Here is a 14,348-nt window from a genome sequence, read left to right as displayed (position 1 = left end):
CTCGCGGCTGAGCGCGACCACGTCGAGCCGGTACGCGAGCCGTACGGTCCAGACCGCCATCGCGGCGCCCGCCCGGTCATGTGGGCCGGTGGACTGATCAGCTCGCGTTCCCCGGCAGCGGGATGGCGACGACCGACAGGCAGCTGCCCGGCAGGGTGTTGCCGCCCGCCACCGCGCAGGAGGTCTGCTGCGGGTTGCCGACCTTGGTGGGCACCCAGAAGCGCTGGCTCGGCGTCCTGTGGTGACCCGGCCGGTGGTACCCGGGCCGGTTGTGGCCGGTCATGCGGTACGGAGTGGCCATGCGGTTCGGGCCGGCCGCCTCCCTGCCGGTCATGCCGTACGGAGTGGCCATGCCGGCCGGGCGGACCGCCTCCCCGGTCATGCTGTACGGGGTGGAGGCGCCGTCCGCGGTGGCCGCCGGGAACTGCCCGACAACGGGGAACAGGCCGTAGTGCGGCACGAAGATCGACACGTAGTTGTTCGTGGCGGTCGCGTTGTTGAGGTCGCCCTTGTTCTTCCGCTTCCGGCTGGACGCGTCGGTGTAGCGCTCCGGCATATGCGGAGAGGCCACGGCCTCGTCGTCCACCGCGACCATCCGCTCACGGTGCGGGGCGCCCTTGTGCTTCCAGGAGTTGTCCCGGCTCCAGGAGCCCTCCTCGCTGCCGGACTCCGCCTCGTTCCAGGAGCCCTCCTCGCTGCCGGACTCCTCTTCGCTCCACTCGCCCTCCTCGCTCCAGGAGTTCTCGTGGTGACGGGAGCCTTCCTCGCTGCCGGACTCCTCCTCATTCCAGGAGCCTTCCTCGGCCCAGGAGTCCTCGTGGCGCTGGGAACCCTGCTCGCTGCCGGACTCCTCCTCGTTCCACGAGCCCTCCTCGCCCCAGGCGTTCTCGTGGTGCTGAGAACCCTCCTCGTCCCACGAGTCCTCGTGGTGGCCGGAACCCTCCTCACCCCAGGAGTCCTCGTGGTGGCGAACGCTGTCCTCGCCCGGGGTGTTCTGGCGGTGGCGGTCCCAGGTGATCGGCGGCTTCTGGTTCGCGTAGTACGGGTCGTAGTCGCGGGAGTCCCAGGACTGCGCGTCGTAGTCATCCCACGGGTCGCTGTGCTGGTCCGGGGCGGTGCTGTTGTTGTGGGGCCAGTCGGCCGTGCCCGCGTAGGCGGGTCCCCATGAAGCCAGGGGAGCCGAGAGAGCGATCGATGCCGCGGCGACCCACAGCAGCCCGCTCCGGCGATGTGCCTTTTGAGTGTTTCCTCTGGTCATTTTTCTTTCCGTATACGTTCAAGGCTCGGCTGTTAAGTTTCTGCCGCTTCGCCCCTGCATGACTTGTACGGAAATACCCGAGGCACTGACGCCGAATCCGCCGATATTGTCAGCTACCTGCAAAGACCTATTAGCCAAGAAATTCGGCCATCCCGCTAAAACTAGAAATACCCCATTCCACCCGATTTGCCATATACCTATTTGTCCGCATTTCTTGCGGTTCAGGAGCGGCGTTGCTCCCACCGCGCCCAGAGAGCGGGCAGTTCCCCCTCCAGGAAGCGGTACAGCTCGGCCACGTTCGCCAGCCGCTCACGACGCTCCGGCGGCGCGTCCGACAGCACGTCCAGGCCGCGCTCCGTGACCTGGCGGAAAGCCGCCGTCTTGGCGTACCGGCTGGCCAGCATCCGGCTCCAGCCGTCGGCGGCGATGCGGAAGTACTCCTGCCGCTCGCCGCGCCTGCGCACCCCCTCGACCAGGCCGCTCGGGGTGAGCAGGCGGGTCGTGGAGCTGATGGAGCTCCGGCTGACCTGCAGCGCCTCCGCCAGCTGGGCGGCGCTCTGCTCAGGCGGGTCGCAGATGAGCAGCCACCCGATGACGCGCCCGGCGATGAACGGCAGGCCCTCGGCGGCGAAGAAGGCCGCGACGTCATCGACGAAGTCGAGTTCGGCGTCCGTTGGTACGGTCATGGGCCCATTGTCCGGCCCTCACGGGACTCCCCGTCCCCGGCGTCCGGCGGTTCCCGCAGGAATCCGGCGATGAGGGCGTTGACCCGTTCGGGTTCCTGCCGGTTCGGCCAGTGACCCGCGCCTTCGATGAGTTCGAAGCGCGCCCCGGGCACCCGCTCGGCCGCGGCGCGGGTGTGCCGGGGCCGCACGCCCGCGTCCTCGCTGCCCTGGATGAACAGCGTGGGACAGCTGATCGCGGAGAGCTTCGGCCGCAGATCCACCCGCATACGGAGAAACCCGATCGAGTCGTTCTGCCAGTCGGAGGAGCCGGCCCCGTTGGCCAGGACGTCGGCGTGATACTCGTCCACGATCTGGTCGAAGTCGTCCACCGGCCCGGCGAACAGCGCCCGCCTGGCGAACCACGCGCAGGCGGCCCGGCTGCGGAAGACCAGCGACGGCAGGGTCCGGTTGAGCAGCCGCGACTTGGCGGTCAGCCAGAGGAACTGGTGGACGACGGGCGGGAAGGAGATCACACCCGCGGGCGCGATCGCGACCAGCTTCGACACCCGCTCCGGATGCTCGATCGCGTACGCCAGCGCGATGGCCCCGCCCTGGGACAGCCCGACGAGCGCCGCCCTCTCCAGCCCGAAGTGGTCGAGCACGGCGGTGACACAGCCGAGCATCCGCTCATGACCGGCGAACCCCCGCCACGGCTTGCTGCCGCCCTGCTTGGGCCAGTCGAGGGCGAGGACCCGGTGCTCGGCGGCGAGCGCGGGGATGGCGTGCCGCCAGCTCAGCAGCGCGTTGTCGTTGCCCGCACCGCTGAGCAGGAGCACCGCCGGGCCGGACTCGCCGTGCACGACGACATGCAGGTCACCCTCGGGCTGCGGAATGTGGACGCTCTCGCCGATCACGTCTCGACATTACAGTCATTACAGTCATGACTGCAATATCCGAAATCTCCATATCAAGCCGGGCATGCGCTGCGGTCAGCGCAGGCCCTTCTGGTAGACGCGGAAGTCGCACGGACCCGCCAAGTGCGGGGCGAGACGGGGGTAGCTCTCCTCGAAGCGCCCGACGCGGACCACCCGGTAGCCGAGCCGCGTGTACCAGGCGTCCAGATACTCCTTGAAGGGGTGCTTCCACGACCGGGGCATCAGCACCTCCAGCTGCATGACCTCCGCCCCGAGCTCCCGCCCCCGTTGCTCGGCGAAGTTCACCAGCCGTGAACCGACCCCGGCTCCCCGGTGCGCGGGCTCGGCGACCAGCATCCCGAACTCGGCCTCACCGCTCTCCAGCCGCCGCACCCGGACGCCGCCGACGATCCGCCCGTCCAGCCAGGCCACCGCGATCTCCCCGGCGCGGATCTGCTCCGCCAGCTCGTCCTCGGTCGTACGGGGAACGTCCACGGCCCACAGCCCCGCCTCCGCCTCGGCGTACACGCGGTTCACCAGAGCGGCCAGCTCACCGACGAGCCCTTCACCGACGTCGGCGGGCAGCAACTGAATCTCGACCTGCGCCATCCGCGCCAATCTACCCGCACTCCCGCCCCGGACCTCCCGAAGGTGAGGAGAGGCGGGAATTCACGCCATTCTTCTTCGCGGAAACAGCCGTTACGGTGGCTCACACCGAAAACAACGATGCCGACATGTCGAAAAATCAACGGGATGAATTCATGGGTTCCCCGACGGCATCGGAGTAAGGGATGCGGAAAGTCGCCGAGAATTCCGAGAGCAGCGCGGCGTCCCCGTCGAGCGTCACCGCCCCGCTCTCGACAGCCATGGCGGGGTCGATCACTCCGGCGAGCAGGTCCCGGAAGCCCGGCCCGGCGACCACGGTCAGATCCGGCTCGGGATGCTCGCCGGCCTCGACCGTGACGACCCCGTCGCGCACGATCGCACAGGCGGCGGCCTCACCGGCTCTGACGACATACACCCGGCTCCGTGTCTCGGGCGGGGCCTTCCCTCCGGACGCGGCCGCCCGGAGCCCGGCCACCAGGCTGCCCTCGGTGACCACCTCACCCTCGCGCGGTTCGCGCATCGCGGCAGCGCCCCAGCGGCCGAGCGCATCCAGGGCGGGCGCCAGTTCTTCGGCCCGGGGTGTCCCCCGGTAGAGCACCGACCGGCCCCGCAACTCCCGGGTCACCAGCCCGTCGCCTTCGAGCTCCTTCAGCCGGGTGGCGAGGATGTTGCTCGGTATGCCGGGCAGCCCGGCGGTGAGGTCGGAGTATCGGCGCGGCCCTGTCAGCAAATCCCGGAGGATCAGCAGCGTCCAGCGCTGCCCGAGGACCTCCGCGGCTCGGGCCAGCCCGCAGAACTGACCGTATTCACGCTTCCCCACAGCACGCACCCTAGCCGCGTTGACTTCACTTCTACAAGCGTGCTTCACTTTTGCAAGTTGATCATACGGAGGAGCAGGCTGTGACCAGCGACTTGATCGTCGACAGGCCGCCGCACGTACGAGGCGCTGGCGGGGCTGCCGGAGGAGGCCAAGGACGAATCATGGAACCGGCTGACCCAGATGGACAAGGTCGTGTTCTCCACCACCCTGACGCGGACCGCGTGGCCCAGCACCAGGATCCTGCGCGGCGACCTGACGCACGAGATCCAGCGCCTGACGGCTGAGAGCACGGTCCCGCTCCGCATCCTGGACGGCTGGCTCGTCCTGACCGAATACCGTCCCACGGGCAAGGACATCCCCCGAACCTGAGGTCTCAGGGGGTTCCGGCGACCGGCGGATGCGGTTCCGGACCGGTCGGCTCGTCGAAGAGCGCGAGAACCTGGCGGTAATGCGTATCGATCGCCACCTTGAACCGGCGCCCCTCCCGAGTGGTGAGGCAGACGGTCGTTTCCGGCATGGCCTCGTCTACGACGACGAGCGCGTCCTGACGCGGAATGACGCGCCGCGACACCTTCCCCGCGGAGTCGAGCGAATGCGTCACCTTGTCGGCGGCGACAGTGACATATCCGCATATCCACCCCCGATGGGTGGCCCAGGACGGCGCCTCGAACCCATGAACCGCGCCCGGCACCGTAACGGAGCCGTCAGGATGGGTCACGGGCCGGGGCATCCCCCACCTCCTGAACCGATGCCCGATCGAGCTACCGATTTGGCCTGCTATCAGGTCACCGACGAAATCCAACGGCATGACGTCCCCTGTCGGTAGACCGCCAAGAAGCTCGGATCACCCTGGAGAACGAACCGAGGCGCTTTCAAGTTCCTCTCGACGCCACCCCCGCGGTCGGCGGCCGGCCGGGCGGGCGCGATGGCCGCCCGGCCGTGGCTCCCGTCCGGGGTTATGCGGTGGTCACCGTACGGTCCAGGCCCTCGGCCAGGTCGCGGGCGAGGTCCCGTACGGCGTCGACCCCTGCGGCGAGGCCGGGCGCGTCGAGCAGGCGCTGGACGAAGGCCGTGCCGACGATGACGCCGTCGGCGAAGCCCGCCACCTCGGCGGCCTGGGCGGCGTCGGAGACGCCGACGCCGACGCAGACCGGCAGGTCCGTGGTCGCACGGACCCGGCTCACGAGCCCCGCCGCCTCAACGCCGACCGTCTCGCGGGTGCCGGTGACGCCCATCAGGGACGCCGCGTACACGAAGCCCGAACTCGCGGCGGCGATCTCGGCGAGCCGCCCGTCCGTGCTGCTCGGCGCGGCGAGGAACACCGTCGCCAGTCCGTGCGGCGCGGCGGCCCGCAGCCACTCCCCCGCCTCCTCGACCGGCAGGTCCACCAAGATGCACCCGGCGCCGCCCGCCGCGGCGAGGCCGGCGGCGAACCGCCCGGGACCGTAGGCGTGGACCGGGTTCCAGTACGTCATGCACAGGACGGGCGCGCCCGTGGCCGCGCTCACGTCGCGGATGGTACGGATCACGTCGGCGGTCCGCAGGCCGCCCCGGAGCGCGAGGTCGTCGGCCGTCTGAATCACCTCAGCCCTTCAGCTTGAGTCTTTTCCGCGACGTGCCCGGGAAAACGACGACCAGGTGCTCCTCGTCCGTGTCGCCGAGCCGCACGTAGACGCGGAGCCGGTAGCGGCCCTTGCCCGCGATCGCCAGGTTCGGCATGGGTGCGCCCGCGCCCACGTCTCCGCCGCCCATCTCCGGCACGGTGAGGGTGCCGCTGCGGCTGACGATCGGCACCTCGTCCACCTGCTCCCACCCGGCCGTCCGGCGTGGCGGCGGCGAACGGAAGGCCTTCACGGTGAGGCACAGGTCGACGACGTCCTCGATGTGCCCGATGAGCACCGCACTGCCGGCTACCCCGACCCCGGCGCTGTCGTAAACCCGGTCCATCGCCCGCCCCGCGTCCCCGTCGGGCCCTTCGGGGTCGTACACCAGGTAGCCCGGATCGCCGTCCACGAACAGGAAGTACCTGGCGGTGGCCTGGGCGACGCCCTTCCTCCCGGGCCACGGGTCGCGGCACTCCGCGTTCTCCCGGGCGATGTAGGCGGTCTCCGCCTCCTGCTTCTCCTTGGTCGACCGCAGCAGCTCGGGATGGGTCGCGCCGACGATCTCCGGGCAGACGTAGACGAGGTCCTGCGGGTCCATGCCCCGTCCAGGCCGCGCGCTCCCCGCCTCCGTCAGGATCGCCTGCTGTTCGTCGCGGTCCTCCGCACGGCACAGCGCTCGCCCGTACGCGAGAATCTCCTGGTCCGACAGGGTGTCCGGGAAGATGGGCTGGATCACTCCGCCCTCTCTGCTCCGCGCCCGGCACAGGAAGGCACGGTCGCGTTCCGCGGGTTTCAGGTCGCCGAAGCTGGGCCGGTCGAAGCAGTCCATCCGCCAGGTGGTGTAGGTGAGGCGCGCGTTCTGCTCCGGGTGGATCAGTGCGACGACCGGCAGCACGGCCACGGCCGCCACCGCGACGCGGACCGCGCGCCGCCGCCTGGGCAGAAGGTCCACCAGCCGGTCCTCCGTGGGCATTTCGCGGGCGGTCGCAGCGATCCACACGATGCCGACCAGCCCCACCGCGTCCATGACGACCGGCATCATCAGATCGGCGCCGGAGCCCGTATCGAGGAGGACGCCGAGCGGGATCACCAGCGCGTAGACGCCCACCGACAGCAGCCCGGTGACCTGCGTGACGCGGCTCCACCGGCCGTCGCGCCACTGCCCGATGACCGTGACGACGGTCACCGCCACTCCGCCCAAGCCGAGGAAGGCGCCTGAGCCAAGCTCGGCGAGGTCGAACGCGTCGAGCAGGTCGTCCGCCATTCCAGCCAGCTCGACCGCGAACACCGCCCCCGCCGCGGCTTGCAGGACGCGGGACCTCCAACGGATGACGAGCAGGTAGAGGATGTTGATCGCGGTCCAGAGCGCGAGTTGGAATGCGGAGTCGGCCTCGTCGGGAAGCAGCCGGAACGGGATCCACAGGACGAGGGTGTATGCCACCGCCAGATAGAGCAGGAGGCGCAGCGCCCTCTCCCGGCGGTCCAGCGGGCCCCGGGCGGGAGTGCGCAGGATCAGCCAGAGGAATCCTGCTTTGACCAGGGCGGCCGCGAGCAAGGCTGCCGTTGTCGCGGTGTCGAACCCGTCGTTTACCTGGAAGTACAGGTAGTCGGGTGGCGACCATTCGACGGCCGCCCAGAGCCAGGCGTCGCCGAGCACCAGGCCCGCGGCTGCTGCCGCAAGAGTCAGGCTTACTGCGCCAATTCTGGCAATACGCCATAAGTCAGGTGGAGGCACGGGACGCGATCTTAGTGCCGTTATCACCGTACGAGTGCACGCAGTGTGCCGGTATGGGGTGATGTCAGCTCTTTCTGTGCGTATGAGCTCGTCCGCATTTCTCCAGAAAGGAGAAATGAGAAGAGCGGGACCTTTCCCGGTCTGCCCCGTGCCGCCATGCCCCGGCGTACGTACCTGACAGCAATCGGGCACTACGCGGAGCTGGCCGCGAGCCCTTGACGCCGGCTCCCGGAAGCGCAAATATTTGAGCACATCAACTATCGACCTCATCTACAGCTGAGATGGTCAACCTCTTGGGGCACCGCTGTGACCAGTGCGAACAACGAGTTCTTCGCCACCCTGTACGTCTTCGCGGAGCGACTACGCGACGACTACGAGAAGGCAGCCGCAGCCGCCGACCTCACGCCCGCGCAGGCGATCGTGATCGGCCTGCTCTCCGAACCGCTCCCGATGGGCGACCTCGCCGCCCGCCGGCACTGCGACCCGTCCAACATCACCGGCCTGGTCGACCGGCTGGAAGACAAAGGGCTGGTGACACGTTCCCCCCACCCCACCGACCGCCGGGTCAAACGCGTGGAACTCACCGCAGAAGGACGACACCGCCTGGCGCGATTCCACGAAGAACTGTCGCGCATCTCATGCCTCAACGAGCTGACCCCGGACCAGCAGCGCCGCCTCCTCACCTCAGTGCCGTCCCTGGGGCCGGACACCTCCGGCCAGTAGATCTTCACAAGGAGCAGCCATGTTCATCGCCGCCGTCATGTGCAGTGTCCTGCTGGGGATCGCTTTCCTCGGCACCGGTTTCATGAAAGCGACCGGGAAGCCGGACGTCGTCGAAGGACTCCGCCGGCTCGATTTAAGCCCGTTCATGGTACGGACGATCGGCATTCTTGAGCTGGCCGGAGCGGCAGGTCTCTTCGCCGGACTCGCTGCCGAATGGCTGGGCGTAGCGGCAGCGACCGGCCTCGGGCTCCTAATGATCGGCGCCGTCGGCTTCCACGTGCGGGCCGGCGACTACACCGATGCCCAGTGGCGCGGTCCCGCCATCATGCCCGTCATCCTGCTCCTGCTCGCGGCGGCGACAGCGGCACTTCGCTTCCTCAGCGTGTAAGCGGCGAGGCCCTTTACGGATGACCGTCGGATCACGACGGAATTCCTGAACATCGCCTTTCTGAGCGCACTCACCCGGACGGTCCGTCAGGCAGGATCGTTATTGGGGGGGTCGGACGCCTGTCACTGGGGTTCCGCGCCTGTGGGGGCAGTCGTTACCCGTCTCTCTGAGGTTCCGCGGTTCCAGAGAGAGGTGTACGTGCGAAAATTCCGGATCCGCCTCGGCCTCACCCTTTTCGTGCTGGCCGCAGCCGTCGGCGGGGTTGCCTGGGTCACGGAGAGTATCCTCAGCACGCTCATTCTGTACGCCGTCGCAGTTTTTCTGGCCTGGCAGAGCATCAAGGCCTTTCTCGGCAGGATCAACCCTCCGCAGAGGCCGGCCCCATCCCTTCACGCGCCTGCGGTGTCAGAGGTGCCCGCGAAAGCATCCGACGCGCTTTCCCCTCCTCCGGCCGATGCGGCCGGCAGTACGCGCGACCTGCCGTCATCCGCTGCGGGAGCGGACCGGCCGGACGTCCTTAAGGCGACGGGGGAGGTCGTCAAGGACACCGCGTTGTTCCTGCGTCGCTTCCTCACCGTGCTGGTTCTTCTCACTCTGGTCCCGGCGATGCTGCTCATCTCGTACGGCGTGATCGACCTGCTGTCCCAAGGCAACGTGCTGGGCGCCGTTGTCTACTTCCTGACGCTCGGAGGGATGGCGTGGTTCTGCCTGGGTCCCCCGCTGCGCACACTCTGGGGAAGTGACGGCGGTCAGGAGTCACCGGTCACCGAGGATCACCCGAAGACGGAGAACCACCTCGGAAGTCATGAGTCCGGCAGTGCGGTGCCGAAGCCGCCCTCGGTGCACCTGACCCTGCCCGAGCAGATCGTCCTCCTCTCGTACCGCTACGGGGCCGCCCACGATGGCGGGCGGAGCGCGATTGCCTGCGCAGGGGCGGAAATCGGCGAACTCGTACTGCGTGGCAGGGTGAAGGTCGCAGGCCCGAAGCACAAATCCCGCGGCTTCGAGTTGTTCCTCTGGCCAGGTGTGATCCAGGTGGTGGACGCTACTCCCACCGGACTCGCCTGGGCCGATGAGCTGCTGGGGGAGCTGGAACGCCACAGCAGTTCGTGGTGGCGTCTCCCTTTTCCCGGCATGCCCCCGACGGGTTCCGAAGGCGGGGTCGTCGCACTGGACAAGTGGTTTCGGCTGCGCGGCGACGAAGCGCTCCTCCGGCACAGAGACGCGCTGACCGAACGCGGTGTGCTCATTCCCAGCCCGGGCTTCCAACCGGGGCAGGAGGAACGCCACTACCCGGATCCCACCGTACGCAATGAGCTGATCAGCTGGCTCCGCGCCGTCCACGCCGGACGGGTCCCGCTGGACGGCCCCACGATGCTCCTGCTGACCCTCCTGGAGCAGACCAGGCTGGACGACGAATTGGGACTGACCTCGCCGGCGGGCCGGCTCTTCGACGGCGTCTATGGAAAGGAAGCGTTGGAGGCCGTGCCGGAAGAGGTGACGGACATCAGCCAGATGCTCAACGCGAGTATCTCCTCGCTGAGGAGAGGTACCAGCGGGGTTGGCGGCGGCGGGGACGGCGGCGACGGCGGCGAGTAGCCGCCGCCCCGTGCTCAGTTGGCCGGTTCCCGTTCACCGTGAGGCACGGGTTCGGCCGCACCAAGGGTTACCGGTTCCGGTCCACTGCGGAATCGGTAGCCGAGTGCCCGCAGGCGCCGAAATTCCGCGAACGACAGCCCCAGGGACGTGGCGGTCCCGCAGAGGTTCAGCGTCAGCCAGATCCCATAGGGCAGCCCGTTGGAGTCACTGGCTATGAGTTCCCGGACGTTGAGCAGCAGCATGATGAGCGTGGAGCCGATCGGCGCGAGCAGCGGGTGGATCTCGCCGGTCCACATGCCGGTACGGGCTGCCCAGTAGACGACGCAGCCCCAGAAGCAGCAGTACCAGAGAAGAACGAACGGCAGCGCGAGAAGGAGGACGATTATCCCCGCCGCCTCCGCCTCGCTGGTGGTGTCGATGCCGATGCCCAGCAGGAACAGCAGGAAGAACGACAGGCAGATGACGGCCAGTGCAGAGCCCGCATGCACCAGGAGACGTCGCACGCCGGGCAGGAGCTGGGCGCGGTGGCGGGAGGGGGTGATGACGAGCATCAGGAGAAGCGACAGCGGCGGCAGCAGAAGAGCGAGGACTACGGTCTGCCACATCTTCGAGAAGGAGCTGACCGAGGTCACGAGAAGGCCCTGATACGGGTAGCTGATCACCACAATGGTGGCCAGTCCGACGGTCGCACGCCAGAATGCCAGCCGGTCCAATATCTGGTCTTCCCTGGTTGGACGGACCTTGGGTTTGAACATGAGCTTGGCGGCGAGCCAAGGTTGGGCGATTATGGCGAGGGCACGCGAGTAGGATGACTGCAAGTCATTCCTCCCATACGAATGGATGTCTCGTCGCCGAGTGGTCGCGTTCTCATCCGGACGATGCCTGCCATCACGGACGGGCTGGAAAAATTTATCCCGCCTGAACCGGACTGCCGGCAGCGTCAGTCATGACAATAATCGGATGGGCTTGCACATGAGTTGCATGTCATTGACATGCGGAATGCAAGTGGCGCACCCGACTACCCGCCCGTCACTGGTCTGCCTGCCCCAGCCGTTCTGCCCTGTCAGCAATGTACCCAATAACGGCTCGGCACCACCCACCCCTTGCAGAATCATGGCGCCCCAGCACGCGCGTACACCACAGACAAGTGGGAGCTATGCGTTTTACGACGCTCTAGCGGCGAAGAAACGAAGCGCAGCTGATCTCAAACAGGAGCTGGGCCTGTCGGCACCGACCATCCGTGGAGGCCCTGCGAGAGCTGCGATCGCGAGGACTTGTGGAGCAATTGGGAGGAAGGGGACGAACGACGACCCATCACAGGCTCTCCGAGCGAGACCTCGCCCAACAGCACGAAATATCGAGCGCACGCAGGCCAGCTACGGCGTTGGGTGCACGGGTCAGCGTGCGCCAGGGCCCCCTGATCTGGCCATACTGTCCCCGGTCGTCCACCGCCATCTAGGTTCGGTCACTGCGGCCGTCGGCCAGGCTGGCGTCCAAGACGCCGACAATCGACTCATCGTTCTCGCCTTGTCGCAAATCGACTGACTGGGCTGTCGTCGGCAGCAGGGTCACACTCCGTCCGTGTTGCTTGCCATCCTCAGTGGCGGAGTTGGAGAGGACGGAAAGAGGCGATCCAGAAATATCTTGCAACGTTCCACCTCTCGCGAGCGATTGACGGTGAGAGGCCTACTCAAGCCCCTTACCGCAGACGTCACCGACGATAACCACAAGCTGAGCGAGGGATGACATGCAGGTCAACAACTACGGGTCAGTGACAAACCAGACCAACATCGACCACAGCTTCGCCTTCCCCAGAGCCGATCTTGACACTGGACTCGCACAGCTTAGGCAGCTAGTAGCGACGGGGGCCATTCCCCAAGTCATAGGCACAGAAGTCGTTACCGAACTAGAAGAGAGTCTGAGCGAGGCGAACGGACGACCCACAGGCCGATTGAAGGCCGCCCTTGTGCGACTACGGGACATGCTGTCGATCGGTGGAGCTTCAGCTGACGACGTCGCCAAGGTGGCCAGCGCTATAACTGCCATCACCGCAGCTCTCGGCGGGTGATATGACCGGCCTTAACGCAAGGCACGACGAGCCCACCGAAAGCGCATCCAGACGGGGCGAGATGCACGTCAACAATAACGCTCCTGTGGAGAGCCAACAGAACATCGAAAACTACTACGCTGCCGGCCAGCATCCAGAAGAGCATCTGAAAGCAGCACGTCGGGCGTTGGAGGAGCGACGGTGGGTGCACGCGTGTCAGCATTTCAATGATTACTTGAAGAACGAGCCGCCCTCATCAAGAGAGCAGATGGCCGAGGTGCGAGTCGAATACGCCTTGGCCAAACTGGAAGGAAAGCGACCGCGCACTCATACAGACCCGATCCAGAACGAGATCTATACCTTTCTGATGCAGGCTTGCGCCTTCGATTCAAAATCACACGCCGCCTCCGCTTTGATAGCTATATTCAACGAAGACGTCGACCATGCCTTCCTGCAAGAGGCGGATTCCTCTGACGAAGCACTGCTGTCAGCTACAGACCTAGATCTGGACTGGGCGAAGCGAATCGCCAGCGCGATATCAGTACCCGAATCCCCAACCTGGGAGAAGCTCTCTCAAAGGGCTAACCCTGATAGCTCCTCGCCTACCATCACTCTCCCCTCACTCAGCGAGGAGGAGCAGGGAGAGCGCGAGCATAGGATGCGAACACTATTCACTCCAGCACCGTCAATACCAGAGCGCGAACCAAGTCTCAACCCGATCTTCGGCATCCTTCCTCTTATTGGCGGCGGTGTCATCATCTGGGTAGCCATAGCCGTTACGGCGACCTACGGAAATCCAGGCTGGTCAATCCTGTCACCTGCTCCATACATCACCATTGTCGGGGTCGCCGTAGCCTCTCTCGGAAGTTGGCTCACATTCGGTGCACTACTTGGCAACTGGCAGCAGGACCGGCAGTTCCGTAACGCAATGATCGAGTACAGGGAGCAGCAACGGATCTATGAGAATAACCTTCCAACCGAAAAGCAAATAGCTCGTTGGATTCAGAACGACGTAGCAGTCATTGTCGACCGAGCCCTTAAGCGCCTCGGCATAGTAATGGAAGAGCTGCGCAACATAGGGCGCATCACAGATCCGCTCGTCATAGTCGGTCCTGCCGAGCCGCCAAAGACCAAACTAGTGCGACAGCCTCGCGTCGGAGAGGGTTACATCGCATCTCGCTATACTGTGTTTGTCGTGTGCATGGCAGATCAGAAGTTGGGAGCCTACCGCACGACCCTAGACTCCGTCACAGGAAAACGGGAGCCAGAGGAACATACTAGCGAATATCGTTACCGAGATATCGTGTCGGTGAATGTCAGGACCGTTCGACTGGACCTCCCCGCAGACGCAAAAAAGACTGATGAAGCCGAGCCCACATACGCCTTCGTCGACGCCGAGGAGAAAGATACGGTTGCGGAACGCTTCACCCTTGTGGTGCCGGGCGATCGCTTTACTGTGACTACCAAGGTCAGCACCGAAGATGGAAGAGGATCCCGAATCAGTTTCTCCAAGGCAGATCGAGCACTGGCCGCCATCCGTCGCAGGATCGCCGCCAGCACGAGAACAGCCTAGGAAGAGTACTCGACCAGAGGAAGCGACCTTTATCGCGCGGTGGGCAACGTCTTGCATAGTGGACCCTACTACGATCCAGATAAAGAGTAAGCTGCACGCGTCTTACTCAAGAAGTTCAGCGCTGCGATCAGCAAGAGCCCGGCGTCCCACCGCAAATCTCTCATGAAATTCCTGCGCGAAAGATTCCCGACGATAGCGCTGACGAAGTATCCGATCAAGGTCTCCAGCTCTATTGATCAAATCGGTGAGGGATCGGCGTTCGAAGTCGAATGCGGCCATGCCATGCTCTATGGCCGCGTCGAGGTCGCCACGCCGGGCGTGCAAGGCCGATGCGTTCTCGACTGGTGAGACGGCCCCACCCCTGGCCCGGGCAGGCGGAAGAGGGCACCCCGCTGGAGAGATGACAAACGCGACCC

General features: G+C 66.0%; 16 protein-coding genes. 7 read left to right on the top strand and 9 right to left on the bottom strand.

All coding sequences use genetic code 11. The annotated features are described in order from the left end of the window. Positions 1–97 precede the first annotated feature (97 nt). The 5 genes from AB0J42_RS36740 to AB0J42_RS36720 all read right to left on the bottom strand — a co-directional run bounded on the left by AB0J42_RS36740 (position 98) and on the right by AB0J42_RS36720 (position 4,263). A complete protein-coding gene (locus AB0J42_RS36740; RefSeq protein WP_364303032.1) occupies positions 98–1,258 on the bottom strand; it encodes a hypothetical protein in 1,161 nt (386 codons plus the stop codon). Positions 1,259–1,479: 221 nt separating this feature from the next. Next, positions 1,480–1,944 (bottom strand): MarR family transcriptional regulator, encoded by a 465-nt coding sequence (locus tag AB0J42_RS36735; protein ID WP_364303030.1) that lies wholly within the window; start codon positions 1,942–1,944, stop codon positions 1,480–1,482. Further along, positions 1,941–2,837, bottom strand: coding sequence for an alpha/beta fold hydrolase (locus AB0J42_RS36730; RefSeq protein WP_364303027.1), 897 nt, complete (start codon positions 2,835–2,837; stop codon positions 1,941–1,943). Before AB0J42_RS36730 ends, AB0J42_RS36735 begins: the two co-directional genes overlap by 4 nt. Before the next feature lie 75 nt (positions 2,838–2,912). Then, complete coding sequence (locus tag AB0J42_RS36725) at positions 2,913–3,446, bottom strand: GNAT family N-acetyltransferase (RefSeq protein ID WP_364303025.1); 534 nt, start codon at positions 3,444–3,446, stop codon at positions 2,913–2,915. A gap of 136 nt (positions 3,447–3,582) precedes the next feature. Further along, complete coding sequence (locus tag AB0J42_RS36720) at positions 3,583–4,263, bottom strand: helix-turn-helix domain-containing protein (protein WP_364303023.1); 681 nt, start codon at positions 4,261–4,263, stop codon at positions 3,583–3,585. Positions 4,264–4,443: 180 nt separating this feature from the next. Here AB0J42_RS36720 and AB0J42_RS36715 point away from each other — a divergent pair, with 180 nt between their 5' ends. After that, on the top strand, positions 4,444–4,632 hold the full coding sequence (locus AB0J42_RS36715) for a hypothetical protein (protein WP_364303021.1): 189 nt from the start codon (positions 4,444–4,446) through the stop codon (positions 4,630–4,632). Between the two features lie 4 nt (positions 4,633–4,636). Here the strand turns inward: AB0J42_RS36715 and AB0J42_RS36710 are convergent, their stop codons facing one another. The 3 genes from AB0J42_RS36710 to AB0J42_RS36700 all read right to left on the bottom strand — a co-directional run bounded on the left by AB0J42_RS36710 (position 4,637) and on the right by AB0J42_RS36700 (position 7,524). Then, complete coding sequence (locus tag AB0J42_RS36710) at positions 4,637–4,981, bottom strand: hypothetical protein (protein WP_364303019.1); 345 nt, start codon at positions 4,979–4,981, stop codon at positions 4,637–4,639. Positions 4,982–5,219: 238 nt separating this feature from the next. Then, entirely contained in the window at positions 5,220–5,846 is a 627-nt protein-coding gene (trpA, locus tag AB0J42_RS36705; protein WP_364303017.1) for a tryptophan synthase subunit alpha, read from the bottom strand. Between the two features lies 1 nt (position 5,847). Continuing rightward, positions 5,848–7,524, bottom strand: a complete 1,677-nt coding sequence (locus AB0J42_RS36700; protein ID WP_364303015.1) for a hypothetical protein — start codon at positions 7,522–7,524, stop codon at positions 5,848–5,850. 384 nt (positions 7,525–7,908) lie between these two features. On the opposite strand from AB0J42_RS36700, the gene AB0J42_RS36695 reads away from it, so the two are divergent. The 3 genes from AB0J42_RS36695 (at position 7,909) to AB0J42_RS36685 (ending at position 10,312) form a co-directional block, all read left to right on the top strand. Beyond that, positions 7,909–8,325, top strand: a complete 417-nt coding sequence (locus tag AB0J42_RS36695; RefSeq protein WP_364303013.1) for a MarR family transcriptional regulator — start codon at positions 7,909–7,911, stop codon at positions 8,323–8,325. 19 nt (positions 8,326–8,344) lie between these two features. Beyond that, positions 8,345–8,713, top strand: a complete 369-nt coding sequence (locus AB0J42_RS36690; protein ID WP_364303011.1) for a DoxX family protein — start codon at positions 8,345–8,347, stop codon at positions 8,711–8,713. Positions 8,714–8,911: 198 nt separating this feature from the next. Then, the gene (locus AB0J42_RS36685; RefSeq protein WP_364303008.1) at positions 8,912–10,312 is read left to right on the top strand and encodes a GPP34 family phosphoprotein; all 1,401 of its coding nucleotides are present in this window, start codon (positions 8,912–8,914) and stop codon (positions 10,310–10,312) included. A 14-nt stretch (positions 10,313–10,326) separates the two neighbouring features. On the opposite strand, the gene AB0J42_RS36680 is transcribed toward AB0J42_RS36685, so the two are convergent. Continuing rightward, positions 10,327–11,130: a hypothetical protein gene (locus tag AB0J42_RS36680; RefSeq protein WP_364303006.1), complete on the bottom strand. Its 804-nt coding sequence runs from the start codon at positions 11,128–11,130 to the stop codon at positions 10,327–10,329. Positions 11,131–12,059: 929 nt separating this feature from the next. Between AB0J42_RS36680 and AB0J42_RS36675 the strand changes: the two genes are divergently transcribed. The 3 genes from AB0J42_RS36675 (at position 12,060) to AB0J42_RS36665 (ending at position 14,280) form a co-directional block, all read left to right on the top strand. Then, complete coding sequence (locus AB0J42_RS36675; RefSeq protein ID WP_364303003.1) at positions 12,060–12,380, top strand: hypothetical protein; 321 nt, start codon at positions 12,060–12,062, stop codon at positions 12,378–12,380. Positions 12,381–12,441: 61 nt separating this feature from the next. Then, on the top strand, positions 12,442–13,932 hold the full coding sequence (locus tag AB0J42_RS36670; RefSeq protein WP_364303001.1) for a hypothetical protein: 1,491 nt from the start codon (positions 12,442–12,444) through the stop codon (positions 13,930–13,932). Positions 13,933–14,094: 162 nt separating this feature from the next. Then, positions 14,095–14,280, top strand: a complete 186-nt coding sequence (locus AB0J42_RS36665; protein ID WP_364302998.1) for a hypothetical protein — start codon at positions 14,095–14,097, stop codon at positions 14,278–14,280. Positions 14,281–14,348 lie beyond the last annotated feature (68 nt).

Source organism: Nonomuraea sp. NPDC049649, assembly GCF_040675175.1.
GTDB lineage: Bacteria > Actinomycetota > Actinomycetes > Streptosporangiales > Streptosporangiaceae > Nonomuraea.
The sequence above is the reverse complement of the archived record's forward strand: the minus strand, read 5'-3'. Positions and strand labels throughout refer to the sequence as shown.

Excerpts from the sequence above, each read along its gene's own strand:
- AB0J42_RS36740 (WP_364303032.1), bottom strand. The coding sequence starts at position 1,258 with ATGACCAGAGGAAACACTCAAAAGGCACATCGCCGGAGCGGGCTGCTG.
- AB0J42_RS36735 (WP_364303030.1), bottom strand. The coding sequence starts at position 1,944 with ATGACCGTACCAACGGACGCCGAACTCGACTTCGTCGATGACGTCGCG.
- AB0J42_RS36725 (WP_364303025.1), bottom strand. The coding sequence starts at position 3,446 with ATGGCGCAGGTCGAGATTCAGTTGCTGCCCGCCGACGTCGGTGAAGGG.
- AB0J42_RS36715 (WP_364303021.1), top strand. The coding sequence starts at position 4,444 with ATGGACAAGGTCGTGTTCTCCACCACCCTGACGCGGACCGCGTGGCCC.
- AB0J42_RS36690 (WP_364303011.1), top strand. The coding sequence starts at position 8,345 with ATGTTCATCGCCGCCGTCATGTGCAGTGTCCTGCTGGGGATCGCTTTC.
- AB0J42_RS36675 (WP_364303003.1), top strand. The coding sequence starts at position 12,060 with ATGCAGGTCAACAACTACGGGTCAGTGACAAACCAGACCAACATCGAC.
- AB0J42_RS36670 (WP_364303001.1), top strand. The coding sequence starts at position 12,442 with ATGCACGTCAACAATAACGCTCCTGTGGAGAGCCAACAGAACATCGAA.
- AB0J42_RS36665 (WP_364302998.1), top strand. The coding sequence starts at position 14,095 with ATGAAATTCCTGCGCGAAAGATTCCCGACGATAGCGCTGACGAAGTAT.